Origin of the sequence: Bradyrhizobium sp. SZCCHNS1050 (genome assembly GCF_032484785.1) — a bacterium.
Lineage (GTDB): Bacteria > Pseudomonadota > Alphaproteobacteria > Rhizobiales > Xanthobacteraceae > Bradyrhizobium.
Genome location: NZ_JAUETR010000002.1, coordinates 928,290 through 947,692, shown reverse-complemented (window position 1 = coordinate 947,692; position 19,403 = coordinate 928,290). Strand labels below are relative to the sequence as shown.

General features: G+C 65.4%; 22 protein-coding genes and 1 pseudogene. 16 read left to right on the top strand and 7 right to left on the bottom strand.

What is annotated here, in order from left to right:
• Positions 1–305: 305 nt before the first annotated feature.
• Together QX094_RS28830 and QX094_RS28825 are read left to right on the top strand one after the other, a co-directional pair.
• Positions 306–1,385: an Acg family FMN-binding oxidoreductase gene (locus tag QX094_RS28830; RefSeq protein WP_315712511.1), complete on the top strand. Its 1,080-nt coding sequence runs from the start codon at positions 306–308 to the stop codon at positions 1,383–1,385.
• A gap of 79 nt (positions 1,386–1,464) precedes the next feature.
• Positions 1,465–1,692 carry a hypothetical protein gene (locus QX094_RS28825; protein WP_315712510.1) on the top strand — a complete coding sequence of 76 codons (228 nt, stop codon included), beginning with the start codon at positions 1,465–1,467 and terminating at the stop codon, positions 1,690–1,692.
• Positions 1,693–1,694: 2 nt separating this feature from the next.
• Here the strand turns inward: QX094_RS28825 and QX094_RS28820 are convergent, their stop codons facing one another.
• A complete protein-coding gene (locus tag QX094_RS28820; RefSeq protein ID WP_315712509.1) occupies positions 1,695–2,069 on the bottom strand; it encodes a hypothetical protein in 375 nt (124 codons plus the stop codon).
• 124 nt (positions 2,070–2,193) lie between these two features.
• On the opposite strand from QX094_RS28820, the gene QX094_RS28815 reads away from it, so the two are divergent.
• Both QX094_RS28815 and QX094_RS28810 read left to right on the top strand, forming a co-directional pair.
• A complete protein-coding gene (locus QX094_RS28815) occupies positions 2,194–2,898 on the top strand; it encodes a glutathione S-transferase family protein (RefSeq protein ID WP_315749889.1) in 705 nt (234 codons plus the stop codon).
• Positions 2,895–3,875: an oxygenase MpaB family protein gene (locus tag QX094_RS28810; protein WP_315712506.1), complete on the top strand. Its 981-nt coding sequence runs from the start codon at positions 2,895–2,897 to the stop codon at positions 3,873–3,875. The genes QX094_RS28815 and QX094_RS28810 overlap by 4 nt, the downstream gene beginning before the upstream one ends.
• Positions 3,876–3,905: 30 nt before the next feature.
• Here the strand turns inward: QX094_RS28810 and QX094_RS28805 are convergent, their stop codons facing one another.
• Positions 3,906–4,310, bottom strand: a complete 405-nt coding sequence (locus tag QX094_RS28805; RefSeq protein WP_315712504.1) for a hypothetical protein — start codon at positions 4,308–4,310, stop codon at positions 3,906–3,908.
• On the bottom strand, positions 4,307–5,935 hold the full coding sequence (locus tag QX094_RS28800) for a tyrosinase family protein (RefSeq protein ID WP_316184833.1): 1,629 nt from the start codon (positions 5,933–5,935) through the stop codon (positions 4,307–4,309). The genes QX094_RS28805 and QX094_RS28800 overlap by 4 nt, the downstream gene beginning before the upstream one ends.
• A gap of 107 nt (positions 5,936–6,042) precedes the next feature.
• Between QX094_RS28800 and QX094_RS28795 the strand changes: the two genes are divergently transcribed.
• Both QX094_RS28795 and QX094_RS28790 read left to right on the top strand, forming a co-directional pair.
• Positions 6,043–6,636 (top strand): histidine phosphatase family protein, encoded by a 594-nt coding sequence (locus QX094_RS28795; protein WP_316184835.1) that lies wholly within the window; start codon positions 6,043–6,045, stop codon positions 6,634–6,636.
• Positions 6,633–6,981: pseudogene (locus QX094_RS28790) on the top strand (helicase-related protein); the annotation flags it as partial. The gene QX094_RS28795 and the pseudogene QX094_RS28790, both read left to right, overlap by 4 nt.
• Before the next feature lie 46 nt (positions 6,982–7,027).
• Here QX094_RS28790 and QX094_RS28785 read toward each other — a convergent pair.
• Positions 7,028–7,222 (bottom strand): hypothetical protein, encoded by a 195-nt coding sequence (locus QX094_RS28785; RefSeq protein ID WP_316173857.1) that lies wholly within the window; start codon positions 7,220–7,222, stop codon positions 7,028–7,030.
• 219 nt (positions 7,223–7,441) lie between these two features.
• Here QX094_RS28785 and QX094_RS28780 point away from each other — a divergent pair, with 219 nt between their 5' ends.
• From QX094_RS28780 to QX094_RS28735, 10 genes are all read left to right on the top strand, one after another.
• Positions 7,442–7,798, top strand: coding sequence for an ArsC family reductase (locus tag QX094_RS28780; RefSeq protein WP_315712500.1), 357 nt, complete (start codon positions 7,442–7,444; stop codon positions 7,796–7,798).
• A gap of 275 nt (positions 7,799–8,073) precedes the next feature.
• Entirely contained in the window at positions 8,074–8,829 is a 756-nt protein-coding gene (locus QX094_RS28775) for an ABC transporter ATP-binding protein (RefSeq protein ID WP_315712499.1), read from the top strand.
• Positions 8,822–9,568 (top strand): ABC transporter ATP-binding protein, encoded by a 747-nt coding sequence (locus QX094_RS28770; protein WP_315712498.1) that lies wholly within the window; start codon positions 8,822–8,824, stop codon positions 9,566–9,568. Before QX094_RS28775 ends, QX094_RS28770 begins: the two co-directional genes overlap by 8 nt.
• Before the next feature lie 115 nt (positions 9,569–9,683).
• Positions 9,684–10,907 (top strand): ABC transporter substrate-binding protein, encoded by a 1,224-nt coding sequence (locus tag QX094_RS28765; protein WP_316173856.1) that lies wholly within the window; start codon positions 9,684–9,686, stop codon positions 10,905–10,907.
• 79 nt (positions 10,908–10,986) lie between these two features.
• The gene (locus QX094_RS28760) at positions 10,987–11,850 is read left to right on the top strand and encodes a branched-chain amino acid ABC transporter permease (protein ID WP_315712496.1); all 864 of its coding nucleotides are present in this window, start codon (positions 10,987–10,989) and stop codon (positions 11,848–11,850) included.
• 1 nt (position 11,851) lies between these two features.
• Positions 11,852–12,820 carry a branched-chain amino acid ABC transporter permease gene (locus QX094_RS28755; RefSeq protein ID WP_315712495.1) on the top strand — a complete coding sequence of 323 codons (969 nt, stop codon included), beginning with the start codon at positions 11,852–11,854 and terminating at the stop codon, positions 12,818–12,820.
• A 143-nt stretch (positions 12,821–12,963) separates the two neighbouring features.
• Positions 12,964–13,608: a DUF47 domain-containing protein gene (locus QX094_RS28750; protein WP_315712494.1), complete on the top strand. Its 645-nt coding sequence runs from the start codon at positions 12,964–12,966 to the stop codon at positions 13,606–13,608.
• 14 nt (positions 13,609–13,622) lie between these two features.
• On the top strand, positions 13,623–14,630 hold the full coding sequence (locus QX094_RS28745; RefSeq protein ID WP_315712493.1) for an anion permease: 1,008 nt from the start codon (positions 13,623–13,625) through the stop codon (positions 14,628–14,630).
• Positions 14,631–14,770: 140 nt separating this feature from the next.
• A complete protein-coding gene (locus QX094_RS28740) occupies positions 14,771–16,390 on the top strand; it encodes a peptide chain release factor 3 (RefSeq protein ID WP_316188401.1) in 1,620 nt (539 codons plus the stop codon).
• A 209-nt stretch (positions 16,391–16,599) separates the two neighbouring features.
• Positions 16,600–17,175 (top strand): GDSL-type esterase/lipase family protein, encoded by a 576-nt coding sequence (locus QX094_RS28735; RefSeq protein WP_316173854.1) that lies wholly within the window; start codon positions 16,600–16,602, stop codon positions 17,173–17,175.
• A 42-nt stretch (positions 17,176–17,217) separates the two neighbouring features.
• On the opposite strand, the gene QX094_RS28730 is transcribed toward QX094_RS28735, so the two are convergent.
• The 3 genes from QX094_RS28730 to QX094_RS28720 all read right to left on the bottom strand — a co-directional run bounded on the left by QX094_RS28730 (position 17,218) and on the right by QX094_RS28720 (position 19,317).
• On the bottom strand, positions 17,218–17,625 hold the full coding sequence (locus QX094_RS28730) for a helix-turn-helix transcriptional regulator (protein ID WP_316173852.1): 408 nt from the start codon (positions 17,623–17,625) through the stop codon (positions 17,218–17,220).
• Entirely contained in the window at positions 17,622–18,488 is an 867-nt protein-coding gene (locus QX094_RS28725; RefSeq protein WP_315712488.1) for a S1C family serine protease, read from the bottom strand. Before QX094_RS28725 ends, QX094_RS28730 begins: the two co-directional genes overlap by 4 nt.
• Positions 18,489–18,585: 97 nt before the next feature.
• On the bottom strand, positions 18,586–19,317 hold the full coding sequence (locus tag QX094_RS28720; protein ID WP_316173850.1) for an aspartate/glutamate racemase family protein: 732 nt from the start codon (positions 19,315–19,317) through the stop codon (positions 18,586–18,588).
• Between the last annotated feature and the right edge of the window lie 86 nt (positions 19,318–19,403).

Below are 19,403 nucleotides of genomic sequence, written 5' to 3'. Positions count from 1 at the left end.
GGACTGTTGATCTTGCCTCAAGCAAGATCGCTCCCCCGAGCATGGCGTGCGCCATCCACCGGCATGACGCCGTTGGACGTGCGGATGAAGTGTTCGTAGCCGAAGGACATCGTCTCGCTCATGTTTGTCGCGGGCGCAGTCGCTCGCGAGGCCGCGGGACATACGCCGCTTTGTTGGTGCTGTCAACAGCATGGAGTCGATGTTCTTGCCGGCTGCCGCGGCCTTGATCTGCAACAACGCGCCGATGCGGAACATGCTTATCGTGAGGATATCGAGGTCGCGGCGAGAATTGCGGGCGCAGAGTCATGAACCGACGGCAGGTCCTGATAGGAGGCGGCAGCGCGCTTGCGGTGGCCGCGCTCGGCGCCGGCACCTGGCGCGCCGCGACCGGCACGATGCGCGCGTATGACGACTATATCGCCCGGTTGCGCGCACCGCTGTCGCCCGAGATCACCGATGTCATCCGTTACGCGACACTCGCAGCCAACAGTCACAACACGCAGCCATGGCGCTTTCGCGTGACGCAGGATGCGATCGAGATCATGCCCGATCCGTCACGCCGCACGCCGGTGGTCGATCCGGACGACCATCATCTGTTCGTCAGCCTGGGCTGCGCGGCCGCCAATCTCGCGATCGCGGCGGCTGCAAGCGGCCGAAGAGGCGAGGTTGCCATCGACGGGCAGACGGTGCGCTACAGCTTTATGAACGCCGAGCCGCATGACGATCCGCTATTGCCTGCGATCGTCCGCAGACAGTCGACACGTGCCGACTACGACGGACGCGCCGTGCCGTCAGGCGATCTTGCGGCGTTGCAGGTGGCAGCAGCCACGCGAGGCGTCGATCTCATACTCATTACGGATCGTACTGTGATTGCGGCCATCCGCGACCTCGTCGTCGCCGGCAACGACGCCCAGATGCGCGACGTCGCGTTCATGCGCGAGCTGAAGTCCTGGCTGCGCTTCAATCCGCGCAGCGCGATGGCAACGGGTGACGGCCTGTTTGCACCCGCGAGCGGCAATCCGTCGTTGCCGACCGCGCTCGGCGGCATCGCGTTCGACCACCTCTTCGATGCGGCGGCAGAGAACGACAAATATGCGCGCCAGATCGGCTCATCTGCCGGTCTTGCCGTGTTCGCAGCCGAGAACGCCGATCCCTCGCACTGGATCAGGGTCGGGCAGGCGTGCCAGCGCTTTGCGCTCGAGGCGACGCGCCTAGGCCTCAAGCTCGCCTTCATCAACCAGCCGGTAGAGGTGGCTGCGCTGCGTCCCGAACTGGCGCGCGTGATCGGAACGACACGGCGGCCGGATCTCGTGTTGCGTTTCGGCTATGGTCCTACGCTGCCGTTCGCGCCGCGGCGGCGCGTTGCCGACGTGCTGGGTTCATGAGTCGTTCCTGTCAATCTTGACGGATTTGCGACTCGGTGCATTGCTTCGCTGCATGTTCGAGAACACCCGATTGGCACGTATGAGCGACGGGCATTATTGCCTGGTGCGCGACCTTGGCCTGGTCAAGGGCGGCAAGGGCATGCGCCATCACGAGGTGGTGGTGGATTTCAGCTATCGCGGCATGAAGCTGTTTGCCAGGCAGGGCGCGTCGTCGCTGATGCGCAGGGTCGCGGCGAAGCTCGCGCAGCATGATGCCACCTCGAAACTGCCGGCGCTGCTGCGCGTGCGCCTGCGCGAGCCGCAGTAGCGTCAGCGCTTCCGCCGAATCTCACCGCGCTGCGGCGTAATCGGTCGTTTCGGGTCGTAGGGGCTGTCCGGATTGACGTCGAGCTCGACGTCGGCCACGCAGTATTGCGGCTGGCGGTGGCTGTGCCCGGAATGCCAGCGCCTCTGGCGCAGCTCGACCTCGCTGATGTCAGCGACATCGAAGCACTTCCATTGGCCGCCCGGCGGCAGGCCGCTGCTCGCGCCGCCCGCGAACTGGAACGCGAGCACGCGCTCGCGGCCGGCGGTGTGGCCGAGGATGATCGGGCAGATCGCGCGGGCGAAGCCGCCATACATGCACAGCACCTGCTGGCGCGTGATCATCGCCTGCATGATCAACTGGTAGGTCGGGCTCGGCATGCTGGCTTTCTGCACGATGCAGCAACACAAGACGGTCGGCCGCATGGGGTTCCGCATCGAACCTTGCAGCGGCGGCTCACGGGCTTAGATTGAGGCCTCAGCGACAAAGCGAGCAAGAGCCACGATGTCCGATCTCTCCAGCTTTCCGATCACCACGCGCTGGCCGGCGCAGCATCCCGACCGCATCCAGCTCTATTCACTGCCGACCCCGAACGGCGTGAAGGTCTCGATCATGCTGGAGGAGACCGGCCTGGCCTACGAGCCGCACACGATCGATTTCGGCAAGGACGACCAGAAGACCCCTGAATTCCTCTCGCTCAATCCGAACGGCAAGATTCCCGCGATCATCGATCCCGACGGTCCCGGCGGCCAGCCGCTCGGCCTGTTCGAATCCGGCGCGATCCTGCAGTACCTTGCCGAGAAGACCGGAAAATTCCTGCCGAACGATCCGGCGCGGCGCTGGCAGACGATCCAGTGGGTGCATTTCCAGATGGGCGGCATCGGTCCCATGTTCGGGCAGCTCGGCTTCTTCCACAAATTCGCCGGCCGCGAGTACGAGGACAAGCGGCCGTTGCAGCGCTATGTCGCGGAGAGCAGGCGGCTGCTCGGCGTGCTCGAGGCGCGGCTCGATGGCCGGCAGTGGATCATGGACGCCGACTACACGATTGCCGATATCGCGACGCTTGGGTGGGTGCGCAACCTGATCGGGTTCTACGGCGCGCGCGACATCGTCGCCTTTGATGAGCTGAAGCACGTGCCGGCCTGGCTCGAACGCGGGCTGGCGCGGCCGGCGGTACAGCGCGGGCTGGAGATCCCGCAGCGGCCGTGATCGTCAGCGATGCCGATTTCGAACGGTGCTTGGCCGAGGTGCTGTCCGCGCCGGCCACGCCGGGCGATGCCGTGCTGCCGTCCGACAGCGTGATGTGGCGCGTGCATCGCGAGGCCGCGCTGTTTCTCGGCGCTGGCCGCGCGCTGCTTTTGCAGCTCGCCCATCCCTGGGTGGCGGCGGGCATTGCCGAGCAGTCCAAGGTGTTTGCCGACCCGCTCGGCCGTTTCCACCGCACCTTCAGCATCGTCTACACCATGGTGTTCGGCACGCGCGCGCAGGCGGTCGCGGTGGCGCGGCGGCTGTATCGGCGGCACGCCGCGGTCGACGGCGTGATGCCGGAGACGGTCGGACCGTTTACGGCCGGCTCGCGCTATCGCGCCAATGACGTCGACGCGCTGCGCTGGGTCCATGCCACCCTGGTCGAGACTGCGATGATGTCCTACGGCCTGCTGTGCCGCCCGCTCGACGATGCCGAGCGCGAGCAATATTGGCGCGAGGCGACGCGGTTCGCGGGCCTGTTCGGAATTCCACACGAGGCCATGCCGCCGGACTGGGCGTCGTTCAAGGCCTATACGGCCGAGATGATGGCGTCGGAGACGCTCACGGTCGGCCCGGCGGCGCGCGAGATCGCGCAGCGTATCTTCTCCGGCGAGGCGACCCTTATCGGACCGCCGCGCTGGTTCACGGCGTTGACGGCCGAGATGCTGCCGGAGCGGCTGCGGCTTGCGTTCGCGCTGCCCTATGGCGAGCGCGAACGCCGCAGCGCGGCGCGCGCCAGGCGGTTTCTGCCGCGCGCCTATGCGATGCTGCCGGAGAGATTGCGTACCGTCGGCCCCTATCAGGAGGCGATGGCGCGTATCGAGGGGACGACGTGTCCGCCGTTCACGCGGCTGCTCAACCGCGTCTGGATCGGACAGCCCAGCATGGCGAGCCCGTTCGAGCAGCGCGCAGAACGTGCACGGAGCGGGACGGTCTGAGTCCGGCGCGCTTGCGGCGCAGACGACGGATCATGGCCGCGGAGCAAGCTTGAGCGTGATGCCGCGAACCTCCTGCGGCGTCGGCGCGCGGCTGCCGCCGGGTTGGCTGATGCTGAGACGGATCGACAGGCGTCCACTCTTGATCGCCTCCTTCGGCACCGGAAGCGCGTAGGTGCCGGCCTCCGCGCCAGTGCGAAGGCCGAATGGCGAGATGGTCCCGAGCGGCATCCCGGACGCCGTCGTCACCGTCACCTCCTGGCCCCGCCCCAGTGCGCCCAGGCTGATCTCGACGACGGGAGCCTTGCTCGCATCCAATGGCCGCGGCACGACCAGATCGACGGCTCTGAACGGCTCCGCGGCCAAGGACGAGGCCGGCCGCAGCACCGCACAGAGCAGCACGGCGCAGCTCCGCAGCGCGGCGCGCCTGCCGTTCATCGGCGCAGCGGTCCGACCGAGAGCGCCTTCAGCGTCGGCGCGGTGCCGACGCCGCCCGAGGGCACGACGCGGATGCTCAGCGGCTGGTTGGGCGCGGCCCGCAGGGCGGAGAAGGCCTCCTGCTTCGTCGGCAGCGGCACCGCGAAACTCGCATCCGTGGTCATGGCCATGCCCGGCATCATCGATCCGAAAAAGGCGATGGTGCCTGCATAATACGGGCTGTCAGCCGTGACCTTGCTGACGTTGGCGGGCGCGTTGACCAGGACGTCGAATTCGCGCACGGTCGAATAGCCGCTCGGGCGAGGCAGCGTGATCTGCGCCATCAGCGGCTGCGGCCGCGCTGCCGCCAGATGCGCTTCGAGCGCATCGCCAGGGATCCTCACCGTGCCCACATTGGCCTTGACCGAGCCCTGCTGCGGCTTGGCCTGCGGCGCCGCGGCGACCGCGGGCGGATTGACGATGTCCTCGCCGAAGCCTGGCGCATAGTCGTAGTCGAAGCGGTCGGTCGAGATGTAGTCGCCGGCCTTGCTGGGGCCGACATAGCCGCCCTTGCCGTCGGCATAGAACAGGAAGGGCTCGTCGGAGAACGTCTTCAGTTCGGCGCCCTGCGGCAGATAGGGCAGCTTGAGCCGCTGCTGCTTGCGCGTCCAGACATCCCAGAGCCGGTCCATGTTCGAATGGTGCAGGAAGAAAATCGGGTCGACCGGCGACAGGAAGTTGGTCATGTTGCCGTAGGGGCCGGGATCGAGCGGGCCGACGCCGCCGATGTAGTTGTGGACCTTGTTGTGCGGCAGGCCTTCCAGGGTCGAGAACTTGGTCGCGCCATTCGGCTGGGTGTTGTGCGAGGCGGTCTTCGAGCTGGTGAAGCTCAGATAGTTGTCGGAGTTGTAGAAGTCGGTCGGCAGCAGGCCCGCCATGATCACGAAGGGCGAGACGTCGTAGGTGGTCTTGGCGTCGAGCTTCGGATTGTCGCGTGACAGATAGCGTGAGGCGCAGGTGGTCGCGAAGGCCTCATTGCCGGAGATGCCGGCATTGGCGGACGGCGAGAAGCCGGTGACGTCGTTCCAGAGATCGTCGATCGACTTGTAGCCGCGGATCTCGAGCTGGCCGCGCTGATCCTTCGACAGGCTGTTCCAGTAATCCGTCAGCGCCGGCTTGATGAACGAGGTGAAGACCGCGAGATTCCCGGTGAACGGCTGATACGCCCGGTCGGTCGGTGTCAGTACGGCGTCGAACATGCCGGCAGGAATCTCCGGCAGCTCGGTCCAGTCCCAATAGGGCAGCGCGAAATTGTCGTCGCCACTGAGGGCGCGGATCGATTGCTCGAAATAGCCGAGATAGCCGCGATGCCAGACGTAGAACCACCAATTGCCGTGCGGGCAGTCCATCAGGTGGATGAACGCGTTGCGGAACCAGTTCTGCGGATGGTTTGCGGGGAGCTGGAGCATGGCGGCGACGCCTTTGGCGTAGCTCGCCAGCATCTTCTGGCCTTCCGCGCTGGTGACGCTGTGGCGGCGATATTTCGCGGCGGCGCGGCTCGGCCTCGGCGAGATGACGGTGGAGGCTGCCGCCATCGCGGCCGTTGCCAGGAATGTCCGGCGGGTCTGTCGCAATCCGACGCTCATCTGAAATGAATCCTGGTTGGAAAAACGCCATGATGCGTTCTCGCGATTGCAATCTCAAGTAGCAATCGCGTGTGATGGATGTATGATGCCACCTGAGAGGTTTGCCGATGAACGCGCTGACGCTGCTGATCATCCGCCATGCCGAGAAGCCCGACGGCGACGCGACAGGCCCGGGCCTGACCCACGAGGGCCAGCCGGACTCCAAGTCGCTGGTGATCTTCGGCTGGGAGCGGGCAGGGGCCTGGACGGCGCTGTTCGGCAGCGGACTGGGCGGCACGGATTATCCGACACCGCAGGCGGTCTATGCCGCCGATCCCGACAGCACCGAGGACGGCTCCGACCCGAGCCGCCGGCCCTATGAGACGGTGCTCGATTTGGCTGCGCGCGTCGGCCTCGACAAGCCGAACACGTCCTTTGCGAAGGGGCAGGAGGCGGCGCTGGTCGAAGCCCTGCTATCGCTGTCCGGCACCGTGCTGGTGGCGTGGGAGCACAAGGCGATCATCTCCGACATCCTGCCGCGGCTGCCGGTGAGCAATGAAAGCCAGTTACCGACCCACTGGTCCGGCAAACGCTTCGATGTGGTGCTGCGGTTCGATCGCGCGGACGGCGGGGCGGAATTCACGTTCAGCGAACTCTATCCCTGCCTGATGCCGGGGGATTCCGACAAGCCGCTGAAGAGCGATCCGATGGACGGGGGCTGACAAGCGATACGCGCGATCGCAAGCGTGCGATCACGGCGTTCCAGAAGGGCGACAGCCCGGTATTCCTGACCAGCCTCAAGGCCGGCGGCGGGCTGAACCTGCGGCGACCGACACCGTCATCATCTACCACCCCTGGTGGAATCCGCAGTGGAGGAGCAGGCGATCGATCGAGCCCACCGCATCGGCCAGGACAAGACGGTCTTCGTCTATCGGTTGGTCGCCGCCGGGACGATCGAGGAGAAGATCGGTGAGCGCAAGCAGGCGCCGGCCGATTCACTGTTCGATCGCGAGGGCAATGTCGGCAAGGCGCTGACGGAGGAGGATATCGCCGCGCTGCTGTCCTGACGGCGTGTGGAGATGCGTTGCGCGTGGCATCCATTATTCTGTGCGGTCACGCCAGTGCAATGCGCTCGCGCGTCTCCTCGACCCAGGCATGGGCGGCGAACCATTCATGGTAGATGCGGCAGTGCGGGCAGTAGGCGCGCGAGAAGAACACGGGCATGCGCTGAAAGCGCGCGGCGTCCATTTCCATCCCTGTCTCGATGCTGCGGCCGGTCTGCTGACAACGGACCATGATCTTGCCCATTCGCGGTCTCCTGTTCGTGCGCCAGATACGCCGGGGATGCGAAGAAAATGTAATGCTCAGCCGACAGTTTCGTGGCAAAGGTCGGAGCGAATTCCGACCGCGGAACGTGCGGCATCGGCTGAATCAAAAGCGGGTGAATCGCGCTGCAAAATGCACCGCCGATTGTCGCAACGCGGGACATCCGCCGCGGTCGGACACGATTGTTTGAGGACGCGGGGCATGAGCATCACGATCTACGGAATCAAGAACTGCGACACGATGAAGAAGGCGCGGGCCTGGCTCGACGATCACGGCGTCGCTTACGAATTCCACGACTACAAGACCGCCGGAATCGACAAAGCTAAACTCAAGGCATGGAGCGACGAGCTCGGCTGGGAGGTGCTGCTCAATCGCGCCGGGACGACGTTCAAGAAGTTGCCCGACGCAGACAAGAACGGACTCACCGAGAGCAAGGCGATCGCGCTCATGCTGGCGCAGCCTTCGATGATCAAACGCCCGGTGCTCGATCTCGGCGGCCGCCGCGTGGTGGGCTTCAAGCCGGATCTCTACGCAAAGGACGTGAAGGCTGCGAAGTAGTTGGAGCTGCGATCGCCGCGCGCGTGCAGGAAAATGCCGGTGGTATGATTTTCTATGTCAGCGGGAAATACCGGCCGATTTCAACGCAAGGTCCGCCGGCCGCCTTGCGACGTCGTTGCCCAGCTTTCCGCCTTGCCTAACTCCCTCGATTGACGGCATATTCCGGCGCGAAGCGGTCGCGGGTGGCGACGAGGAATCGTCCAGCCGTCCGGCAGAGCCGCCGTACAGGAAGAAGCGAGGGCCAGGCGCTGACGGCGCCGGCTTGGGGGGAATCTTTGGCTGACGAGTTCATTCTCGAGACCCACGGATTGACGAAGGAATTCGCGGGATTTTTTGCCGTTCGCGATGTTTCGCTCAAGATCCGCCGGGGCACCATTCACGCGCTGATCGGCCCGAACGGGGCCGGCAAGACCACGTGCTTCAACCTGCTGACGAAGTTCCTGACGCCGTCGGCCGGCAAGATTCTCTATAAGGGTCAGGACATTACGGCGACGGCGCCGGCCGACGTGGCGCGTCTTGGCCTAGTCCGCTCGTTCCAGATCTCGGCGGTGTTTCCGCATATGACGGCGCTGGAGAACGTCCGCGTCGCCCTGCAGCGCCAGCATGGCTCGTCGTTCGATTTCTGGCGCTCCAAGAGCGTTCTGAACCGCTTCAACAGCCGGGCGCTCGAGCTGCTCGACGACGTCGGTCTCAGCGAGTTCGCCAATATTCCGGCAGTCGAAATGCCCTATGGGCGCAAGCGTGCGCTGGAGATCGCGACCACGCTGGCGCTCGATCCGGAGATGATGCTGCTGGACGAGCCGATGGCCGGCATGGGCCATGAGGACATCGACAAGATCGCCGCGCTGATCAAGCGCATCTCCGCCAAATACACGATCCTGATGGTCGAGCATAATCTCAGCGTCGTCGCCAACCTCTCCGACACCATCACCGTGCTGACGCGCGGGCAGGTGCTGACGGAAGGGCCGTATTCTGAGCTCTCCAAGGACGAGCGCGTCAAGGAAGCCTATCTGGGAGCCGGACATGCCTGAGGTGATGACGGCCACGAAGCCAGGGCAGGCGGCTGCGACCAGCACCATTCTCGACGTCAACAACCTCGAGAGCTGGTACGGCGAATCCCACATTCTCCACGGCATGAACTTCAACGTGAATGCCGGCGAGGTCGTCACCCTGCTCGGGCGCAACGGCGCCGGCAAGACCACGACCCTGAAGTCGATCATGGGGATCATCGGCAAGCGCACCGGCTCGGTCCAGTTCAACGGCCAGCAGCTGATCCGCATGACCTCCGACAAGATCGCGCGGCTCGGCATCGCGCTGTGCCCGGAGGAGCGCGGCATCTTCGCGAGCCTCGATGTCCGCGAGAACCTGCTGCTGCCGCCGGTTGTGCGGCCGGGCGGGCTGACGCTCGACCAGATCTTCGAGCTGTTTCCGAATCTGAAGGAGCGGCTGAAGAGCCAGGGCACCAAGCTTTCCGGCGGCGAGCAGCAGATGCTGGCGATCGCGCGCATCCTGCGCACCGGTGCCAGCTTCCTGATGCTGGACGAGCCGACCGAGGGTCTCGCGCCCGTGATCATCCAGCAGATCGGCCACACCATCGCGCGGCTGAAGAAGGAAGGCTTCACGATTCTCCTCGTCGAGCAGAACTTCCGTTTCGCCTCGACGGTCGCTGATCGCTACTACGTCGTCGAGCACGGCAAGGTCATCGACGGCTTCGCCAATGCCGATCTGTCGGCCAACATGGACAAGCTGCATACTTATCTCGGCGTCTGACCAGCGCCAGCGGCGCTGACCTGGCAGTTCCTTCCGCGGTTTTCTCGCGGTTTTCTTGGTAGAATCTCTTGGCAGTTCTCTTGGCAGTTTTCTTGGAAAGTTCTGGAAGTTGGAAATGAAGAGCAAATTCATCGCGTCGCTGCTGCTGGGAACGGCACTCACTCTCGCCGCTGGCAGCGTCGCTTCGGCCGGCGACAAGACCGTCAAGATCGGCGCGCTGTCCGATCAGTCGGGTCTTTATGCCGATCTCGGCGGTCCCGGCTCGACGCTCGCAGCGCAGCTGGCGATCGAGGATTCCGGCCTCACCGCGAAGGGCTGGAAGATCGACGTCATCTCCGGCGATCACCAGAACAAGCCGGATATTGGCACCTCGATCGCGCGGCAGTGGTTCGACGTCGACAAGGTCGACGTCATCGTCGACGTGCCGAACTCGGGCGTGGCGCTGGCGGTGAACAACGTCGTCAAGGAAAAGAACGGCGTCTACATCAATTCGGGCGCTGCGACCTCGGATCTCACCAACGCGCAGTGCTCGCCCAACACGGTGCACTGGACCTACGACACCTACATGCTCGCGCACACCACCGGCCAGGCGCTGGTCAAGGCGGGCGGCTCGACCTGGTTCTTCCTGACGGCAGACTACGCCTTCGGCGCCGCGCTGGAGCGCGATACCACGGCGGTCGTGACCGCCAATGGCGGCAAGGTGATCGGCGGCGTCAAGCATCCGCTCAACACCTCCGACTTCTCCTCCTTCCTGCTGCAGGCGCAGTCGTCGAACGCCAAGGTCATCGGCCTCGCCAATGCCGGCGGCGATACCACCAATACGATCAAGCAGGCGGCCGAGTTCGGCATCAATAAGGGCGGCCAGAAGCTTGCCGCGCTGCTGTTGTTCCTGACCGACGTCAAGTCGATCGGGCTCGACATCGCGCAGGGCCTCAACTTCACCGAGACCTTCTACTGGGACATGAACGACCAGACCCGCGCCTTCTCCGAGCGGTTCGCCAAGCGGATGAAGAACGGCGCGCCGCCGACCATGGTGCAGGCGGGCGTCTATGCCGGCTTGATGCATTACTTCAAGGCGCTGGAGGCGCTCGGCGAGAACCCGCATGACGGCGTCAAGATCGTCGACAAGATGAAGTCGATCCCGACCGACGATGCGCTGTTCGGCAAGGGCGAGATCCAGCCGAACGGCCGCACCATCCACACCGCCCATCTGTTCGAGGTCAAGAAGCCCTCGGAGTCCAAGGGCCCGTGGGATCTCTACAAGCTGGTCGGCTCGGTACCGGGCGACCAGGCCTTCACGCCGCTCGACAAGAGCGCGTGCGCCTTGTTGAAGAAATGAACCGCTGTGGCTCCGGCGGCTGAACGTCGCCGGGGCCGCCATCTTCTGGGAAACGCCGAGAGAAAACAGAAACAAGACGATGCAGGCCCTCTACGCACAGCTCCTGGTCGGACTGATCAACGGCTCGTTCTACGCGCTGCTCAGTCTCGGGCTTGCCGTCATCTTCGGCATGCTCAACATCATCAATTTCGCCCATGGCGCGCTCTACATGATGGGCGCGTTCTGCGCCTATTTTCTGCTGAACCTCGGCGGCATCAATTATTGGTGGGCGCTGCTGCTGGCGCCGATCATCGTCGGCATCTTTGGCATGGTCCTCGAGCGCACCATGCTGCAATGGATTGCCGGGCTCGACCATCTCTACGGACTGCTTCTGACGTTCGGACTGGCGCTGATCATCCAGGGCGTGTTCCAGAACTTCTTCGGCTCGTCCGGCCTGCCTTATGCGATCCCGGATCAGCTCCGCGGCGGCATGAACCTCGGCTTCATGTATCTGCCGGTCTATCGCGGCTGGGTCGTCATATTCTCCCTGGTCGTCTGTCTGGCGACCTGGTTCCTGATCGAGCGGACCCGGCTCGGCGCCTACCTGCGCGCGGCCACCGAGAATCCGACATTGGTGCGGGCGTTCGGCATCAACGTGCCGCGCATGATCACGCTGACCTACGGCCTCGGCGTCGGGCTCGCGGCGCTGGCCGGCGTGTTGTCGGCGCCGATCAACCAGGTGCGGCCGCTGATGGGCGAGCACATCATCATCGTGGTGTTCGCGGTGGTCGTGATCGGCGGCATGGGTTCGATCATGGGCTCGATCATCACCGGCTTCCTGCTCGGCGTGATTGAGGGACTGACCAAATATTTCTATCCCGAGGCTTCCAACACCGTGGTCTTCGTTCTGATGGTCCTGGTGCTGCTGGTGAAGCCGACGGGTCTGACCGGACGGGCGGCCTGACATGACATCCATCACCGACGCAACCCTGCCGATCACCCCGCGCGCGATGCGCGACGAGATGATCGTGTTCGTCATCATGACAGCGCTGCTGGCGATCGTGCCGTGGACCGGGCTGTACCCGTTCTTCGTCATGCAGGCGCTGTGCTTCGCGCTGCTGGCCTGCGCCTTCAACCTCCTGATCGGCTATGGCGGCCTGCTGTCGTTCGGCCATGCGATGTTCCTGGGAACGGCCGGCTATTGCAGTGCCCACGCGCTGAAGGTGTGGGGGCTGCCGCCCGAGCTCGGCATCCTGACGGGCGTCGCCGGATCGTTCGTCCTGTCGGTGATCACCGGCTACATCTCGATCCGACGCCAGGGCATCTATTTCGCGATGATCACCCTGGCGCTGTCGCAGCTCCTGTACTTCATCTATCTGCAGGCGCCGTTCACCCATGGCGAGGACGGCATCCAGGGCATTCCGCAGGGCCGGATGTTCGGCATCCTCGACCTGTCCAAGCCGACGGTGCTCTATTACGTCGTGCTGGTCGGCTTCCTCGCCGGCTTCCTGCTGATCTTCCGCACCATCAACTCGCCGTTCGGCGAGGTGCTGAAATCGATCCGTGAGAACGAGCAGCGCGCGATCTCGCTGGGCTACAAGACCGACCATTACAAGCTGCTCGCCTTCATCCTGTCGGGGACGCTGGCGGGCCTCGCCGGTGCGCTGAAGGTGTTCGTCGCCCAGAATGCCTCGCTGACCGACGTCGAGGTCGGGATGTCCGGCCAGATCGTGCTCATGACCCTGGTCGGTGGGCTCGGCACCGTGTTCGGCCCCGTCGTCGGCGCGTTCGTGATCGTCGGCATGCAGCAATATCTGTCCGGGTTCGGCCAGTGGGTGACGGTGATCCAGGGCGTGATCTTCGTCGCCTGCGTGCTCACCTTCCGCCGCGGCGTCGTCGGGGAAATCGCCCATCTGTTCAAGCGATCCCTCTAAGTAATTGATCTGAAAAGAGATCGTCGAAAGGGCAGAAAGCGGTGGATGATCCGGCCACCGCTTCTGCTGGTGCGCGATCCGGAGTATGACAGTTCTGTGACGGGCCGGCCCTGGCCCGTTTCGGAATGGATGGATCTCGTCCCATGCTGCACTGGTTTCGCGCCGTCCTCCCGCGGGAGGAGCGGTTTTTCGATTTGTTCGCCCGCCACAACAAGGTGGTGATTCAAGGCGCCCATGCGCTGCAGGACATGCTGCAGGGCGGCGACGACATCCTCAGGCATTGCCAGCGCGTCAGCCAGCTCGAGAACGAGGCCGACAACATCACCCGCGAAGTGCTGACCGCTGTCCGCCGCACTTTCATCACCCCGTTCGACCGCGGCGACATCAAGAACCTGATCACCTCGATGGACGACGCCATCGACCAGATGCAGCAGACCGCCAAGGCCGTGGTGCTGTTCGAGGTCAAGGAGTTCGAGCCGACCATGCGCGAGATGGGCACCTTGCTGGTCGACTGCGCCAACCTGATCGGAAAGGCGTTGCCGCTGTTGCAGGCGATCGGCCAGAACGTGCCGATGATCACCGCGATCACCGAGGAGATGACCAAGCTCGAGGGACGGGTCGACGATCTCCACGACATCGGGCTGAAGGAGCTGTTCCTCAAGCACCGCAACGCCAACACGATGGACTTCATCGTCGGCGCCGAGATCTATGACCATCTGGAGAAGGTCGCCGACCGCTTCGACGACGTCGCCAACGAGATCAATTCGATCATGATCGAACAGGTCTAGGGTAGGGCCGCGCCGTGGACGCTCAACTCGGCCTTCCGATCCTGGTCGGCCTCATCGCCGTCGCACTCGCCTTCGATTTCCTCAACGGCCTGCACGACGCCGCCAACTCGATCGCGACCATCGTTTCGACCCGCGTGCTCCGGCCGCAATATGCGGTGTTCTGGGCCGCATTCTTCAACTTCGTGGCGTTCGGCGTGTTCGGCCTCCACGTCGCCCAGACCATCGGCACCGGCATCATCGATCCCGCGATCGTCGACGCGCAGGTGATCTTCGCTGCGCTGGTCGGCGCCATCGTCTGGAACCTCGTCACCTGGGCGGCCGGCATTCCGTCGTCGAGCTCGCACGCGCTGATCGGCGGGCTGGTCGGGGCAGGGGTCGCCAAGGCCGGCATCTCGGCCACCGTCTGGAGCGGCCTGTCCAAGACCGTGCTGGCGATCGTGCTGTCGCCGCTGGTCGGGCTGGTGCTGGCGATGATCCTGGTCGCGATCGTGTCCTGGGCCTCGGTGCGCTCGACGCCGTTCGCGGTCGACCGCGCCTTCCGCATCCTGCAATTCGCTTCGGCCTCGCTCTATTCGCTCGGCCATGGCGGCAACGACGCGCAGAAGACGATGGGCATCATCGCCGTGCTGTTGTACTCGCAGGGCCATCTCGGCGAGCAGTTCACGGTGCCGTTCTGGGTCGTGCTGTCGTGCCAGGCGGCGATGGCGCTTGGCACCCTGATGGGCGGCTGGCGCATCGTCCGCACCATGGGCCTGCGCATCACCAAGCTCAACCCGATGCAGGGCTTCTGCGCCGAGACCGGCGGCGCCATCACGCTGTTCCTGGCGACGTTCCTCGGCGTGCCGGTGTCGACCACCCACACCATCACCGGCGCCATCGTCGGCGTCGGCGCCGCTCGCCGTGCCTCGGCGGTGCGCTGGAACGTGGCCGGATCGATCGTCTATGCCTGGATCTTCACGATTCCGGCCTCGGCCATCGTCTCGGCGCTGACGTTCTGGCTGGTGTCGGTGCTCCGGCACTGATCCGGGGCGGGCGAGGGGGCAACTCGCCGGTTGGAGTTGCGGTGCAAAACGCCTATATGGAGGGCGCGCGGCGGCCGTGATCCCGCGCCTTTCCCATCAAATCGCCCGCTCTCTGGCCCCGAAACGACGTCCGCCGCCTCATGTCCGATACAAGTTTGACGACCGAACAGCCGTCCCGCTCCGCGCTCTCCGACGAGGTCGCGCGCCGGCGCACCTTCGCCATCATCTCGCACCCGGACGCCGGCAAGACGACGCTGACCGAGAAGCTGCTGCTGTTCGGCGGCGCCATCAACCTCGCCGGCCAGGTCAAGGCCAAGGGCGAGCGCCGCAACACCCGCTCGGACTGGATGAAGATCGAGCGCGAGCGCGGCATCTCGGTCGTCACCTCGGTGATGACCTTCGAGTTCGAAGGGCTCGTCTTCAACCTGCTGGACACGCCGGGCCACGAGGACTTTTCCGAAGACACCTATCGCACGCTGACCGCGGTCGACTCGGCCGTCATGGTGATCGACGCCGCCAAGGGCATCGAGGCGCGCACGCGCAAGCTGTTCGAGGTCTGCCGCCTCCGCGACATCCCGATCATCACCTTCATCAACAAGATGGACCGCGAGAGCCGCGACACCTTCGATCTGCTGGACGACATCGAGAAGACGTTGGCGCTCGACACCACGCCGATGACCTGGCCCGTGGGCCGCGGCCGCGACTTCATCGGCACCTATGACATCCGCGACGGCGGCGTGCGCCTGCTCGAAGGCGGCGGCGCCAAGACCGGCGCGGCGCAGCAGATCGACATCGCCGAGCTCGGCAAGATCAACGCCAATCTCGACATGAGTCAGATCACCGACGAGCTGGAGCTGGTCAAGGAAGCCTGCAAGCCGTTCGACCTCGAGGCATTCCGCGAGGGCCACCTGACGCCCGTCTATTTCGGCAGCGCGCTGCGCAATTTCGGCGTCGGCGATCTGCTCGAAGGCCTCGGCCGCTACGCGCCGTCGCCGCGCGCGCAGGAGTCGAACCTGCGCAAGGTCGACGCCGCCGAGCCGCGCATGAGCGCCTTCGTGTTCAAGATCCAGGCGAATATGGACCCCAACCACCGCGACCGCATCGCGTTCGCGCGGCTGTGCTCGGGCAAGCTCAACCGCGGCATGAAGGCGAAGCTGGTACGCACCGGCAAGACCATGCCGCTGTCGAGCCCGCAATTCTTCTTCGCCCAGGACCGCTCGGTGGCGGACGAGGCTTTCGCCGGCGACGTCGTCGGCATTCCCAACCATGGCAGCTTGCGCATCGGCGACACCCTGACCGAGGGCGAGGATCTCACCTTCGTCGGCGTGCCGAGCTTTGCCCCGGAAATCGTCCGCCGCGTCCGCCTCACCGATGCGATGAAGGCGAAGAAGCTGAAGGAAGCCTTGCAGCAGATGTCGGAGGAGGGCGTCGTGCAGGTGTTCCGCCCGCGTGACGGTGCGCCGGCGCTGGTCGGCGTGGTGGGACCGCTGCAGCTCGACGTGCTCAAGGCGCGGCTCGATGCCGAGTACTCGCTGCCGGTCGAATTCGAGATCTCCGAGTTCTCGCTGGCGCGCTGGATCTCGTGCGACGACAAGAAGAAGCTCGAGGCGTTCATCGCCGCCAACAATTCCGGCGTCGCCGACGACGTCGACGGCGATCCGGTGTTCCTGGCCAAGAACGAGTTCTATCTCGGCTACACCAAGGAACGCGCGGAAGGCATCGTGTTCTCCAACGTCAAGGACGTGAAGAAGAAGGCCTGACGCTGCTGCTCTCCGGTCATTCCGGGGCATCGCGAAGCGATGAGCCCGGAATCCATTTTGCCCCTTGTTCTGTCGCTCAATGGATTCCGGGCTCGCCCTGCGGGCGCCCCGGAATGACGGGTAGAGAGAAACAGGACTCTTCCACAGTCGACTTGGCGCATGCTGCGTGATGAGACCCGTAGCGCCGCGCGCTTTTCACCAGACGACTGGTGAGCTACGCTTCCTCTCACACCAAGCGGGGGGAAAAGAAAATGCCAGCGGGATCTTTGGGCCGCCTTGTCCGGCGCCAGATGGTGGCACTGTTAGCTGTGTGTGGCTTGGCGTTCGCGGCGATCGGAGCGGCAGACGCCGCCGAGGTGGTCGCGCTGGGCGCCAGCAACACCTATGGCAAGGGCGTCAATCGCGGCGAGGATTTTCCGGCCCAGCTCGAGGCCATGCTCCACGGCAAGGGCGTTCGGGTCAGCGTCGCCAACGCCGGCATCAACGGTGATACCACAGCCGGGATGCTGTCCCGCTTCGACAGCGCGGTCGATGGATCAACCCGCGTGCTGGTGCTGCAGCCCGGCGGTAACGACGCCCGCAAAGGGGTCGGCGACCAGCGCGCCAGCAGCATCAGCGCCATGTTGGCCAAGGCCGCGCAGCGCCGCATCAAGGTCGTGATGGTCGAGAACGGCATGTTCCGTGGCCTGCCGCATCAGGTCGACGGTGTGCATCTGACCCCGGAGGGCTATCGCATGCTGGCCGCATCGCTGCTGCCGCGCGTGATGAGCGGCTTGCGGAAGTAGCTCGCCGTGAGGTCGTGAAGCGCGCCGCGCCGGCCTGCGGTCTCACAGCTCGATGATTCCCCGTCGCGCCGCATGCGCTACCGCATCCGTCCGGCCCGTTGCATCGAGCTTGTCGAGCAGCGAGCCGACGTGGAACTTCGCCGTATGTACGGAGATGCCGAGGCTGCGCGCGATCTCCTTGTTGGAGCAGCCCTCGGCCATCAGCGCCAGGACGTCGCGCTCGCGCGCGGTGAGCTGAAAATCATCGATCGTCTGGCCGTCGATCCTGTCGTCGCCGCTGCGCGCCTCATCACTGCCATGCAACGGCGCGACGGCGACGTCGGCGCTCTCGCCGGGGGCGACCAGCGTCAGGCCCGTGACATCGCCGAGCAGCGCCGCCAGCCGGTCGGCCAGCTCGGCATCGTCGACCGCGATCGCGATCCTGATCGGCGCGCGCGCCTCCTCGCTCACGCCGGCCTCTCGCCGATGGTCAGGGCGAACTGCACCGGCTCGCCGGCACGCAGCGCTGCGACCTCGACGACGGCGCCGACGCTGTCCGAACCGAGTTCGCGCATCATCGCGCGCATGCCCCTGAACGGCTCCTTGTTAAGAGCGGTGATGACGTCACCCTGGCGCAGGCCGGCGGCCGCGGCCGGGCCGCTCTTGTCGAGGCTCATGATCATCGCACCGAGTCCATCGTCGAGCCGGACCGGCTGCAGGCCGGCGCCGAGATAGCCGCGAGCGATGCGACCATGCGTCTCGAGCTTGCTGGCGACCCGTTCGATCGTGGCCGCGGGTATCACGAGCGTCCGGCGCGGGCCGCGCACGGCCATTCCGATCGCGTGGCCCGCAGCGTCGAGCACGAGACCGCCTTCGGCGCTGTGCCGCAGCCTGGTGTCGAGCTCGATGCGCGCATCGATGTCGCCGCCGCGCAGGCTGCGCCAGGCGCCCGCCGATTGCGAGACCATCGCCAACGCCGCGGCCGGCTTGCCCTGATCGGCGGCGACGAGGATGGCCAGAGCACCGAGCGGCGGCACGCCGCCGGCAAGCGAGGCGGCCGCGACATCCTTGCCTTGGACGCGGAGCAAGGCGATGTCGGTGGTGTGATCACGCCCGGCGATCGTGACGGGGCGGGTCGTGCCGTCGGCGAAGGCGAGCACGATCTCGCCCTCCTCGGCAAGCGTCTCGTCCGCCGTGACGACGAGGCCCGGCTTCCAGACGAAGCCGGTGGCGCGCGAGCGGTGCGAATGGACCGAGACCAGTGATGGCGCTGCGGCGGCAACAGCGGCGGCCAGCGCGGAGGACAGTGAGGAGAGGGTGGACAGATCGGGCATCGACGGCTCCATGGGTTGATCCCAATGTGGCGCGTCGATGGTCGTTGCGGAACTCCCCAGGTGGGCAGGCTGCGCTCATCCGGGCTACAAGTTGAAGTCAGAGCGTCGTCCGCGCCTTCGGCAGCGGAAAGGCGAGATCGCCGTGCTTCGACGTCTTCAGCCCCAGTCCGATCAGCGCCTCGGCGAAGCGCACCGCTGCGGCGACGCCGTCGATCACGGGAATTCCGAGCTCGGTGGAGAGGTCGTGCGCGAGATCGGCCATGCCGGCGCAGCCGAGCACGATGGCGCCGATACCGTCCTCGCGCAGCGCCGCCCGGCATTCGCCGAGCAGCGTGCCGCGGACATTGGCTTCGGGCTTGTCGAGGTCGAGCACGGCAACGTCGACCGCGCGCACCCTGCGGCAATGCTGCTCCATGCCGTAATTGCGCACGAGGTGCTCGGCGATCACCTTGGTGCGCGACAGCGTGGTCACGATGCTGAAATGGGTGGCGACGAAGCTCGCCGCATGCATCGCAGCTTCCGCGATGCCGAGCACCGGCACAGCCGACAATTCGCGCGCGGCGAGCAGGCCGGGATCACCGAAGCAGGCGATCACATGGGCGTGGCAGCCTTCTGCGTCTCCGGCCTCGACCTCCTTGAGCATGCCGACCGTGGCAATCGCCTCGTCGTAATGGCCCTCGATCGAGGCGGCGCCGAACCGCGCGGTGCGGCCGACGATCCGCGTCGACGGGCTTGCGCTCGCCTGGGCCGCCTTGGCGATCAATTCGGTCATCGTCGCCGTCATGTTCGGGTTGATGACGTTGATCACGGTCTCGCTGTGGCGGCTCATTGTCGCGTCCGTCTGCTGTCGCATCCCGCCGTGTTCTAGCCGAGTTCCGCTGTTACGGTCGAGAGCCGTTCGCGGCGCGGAACGCG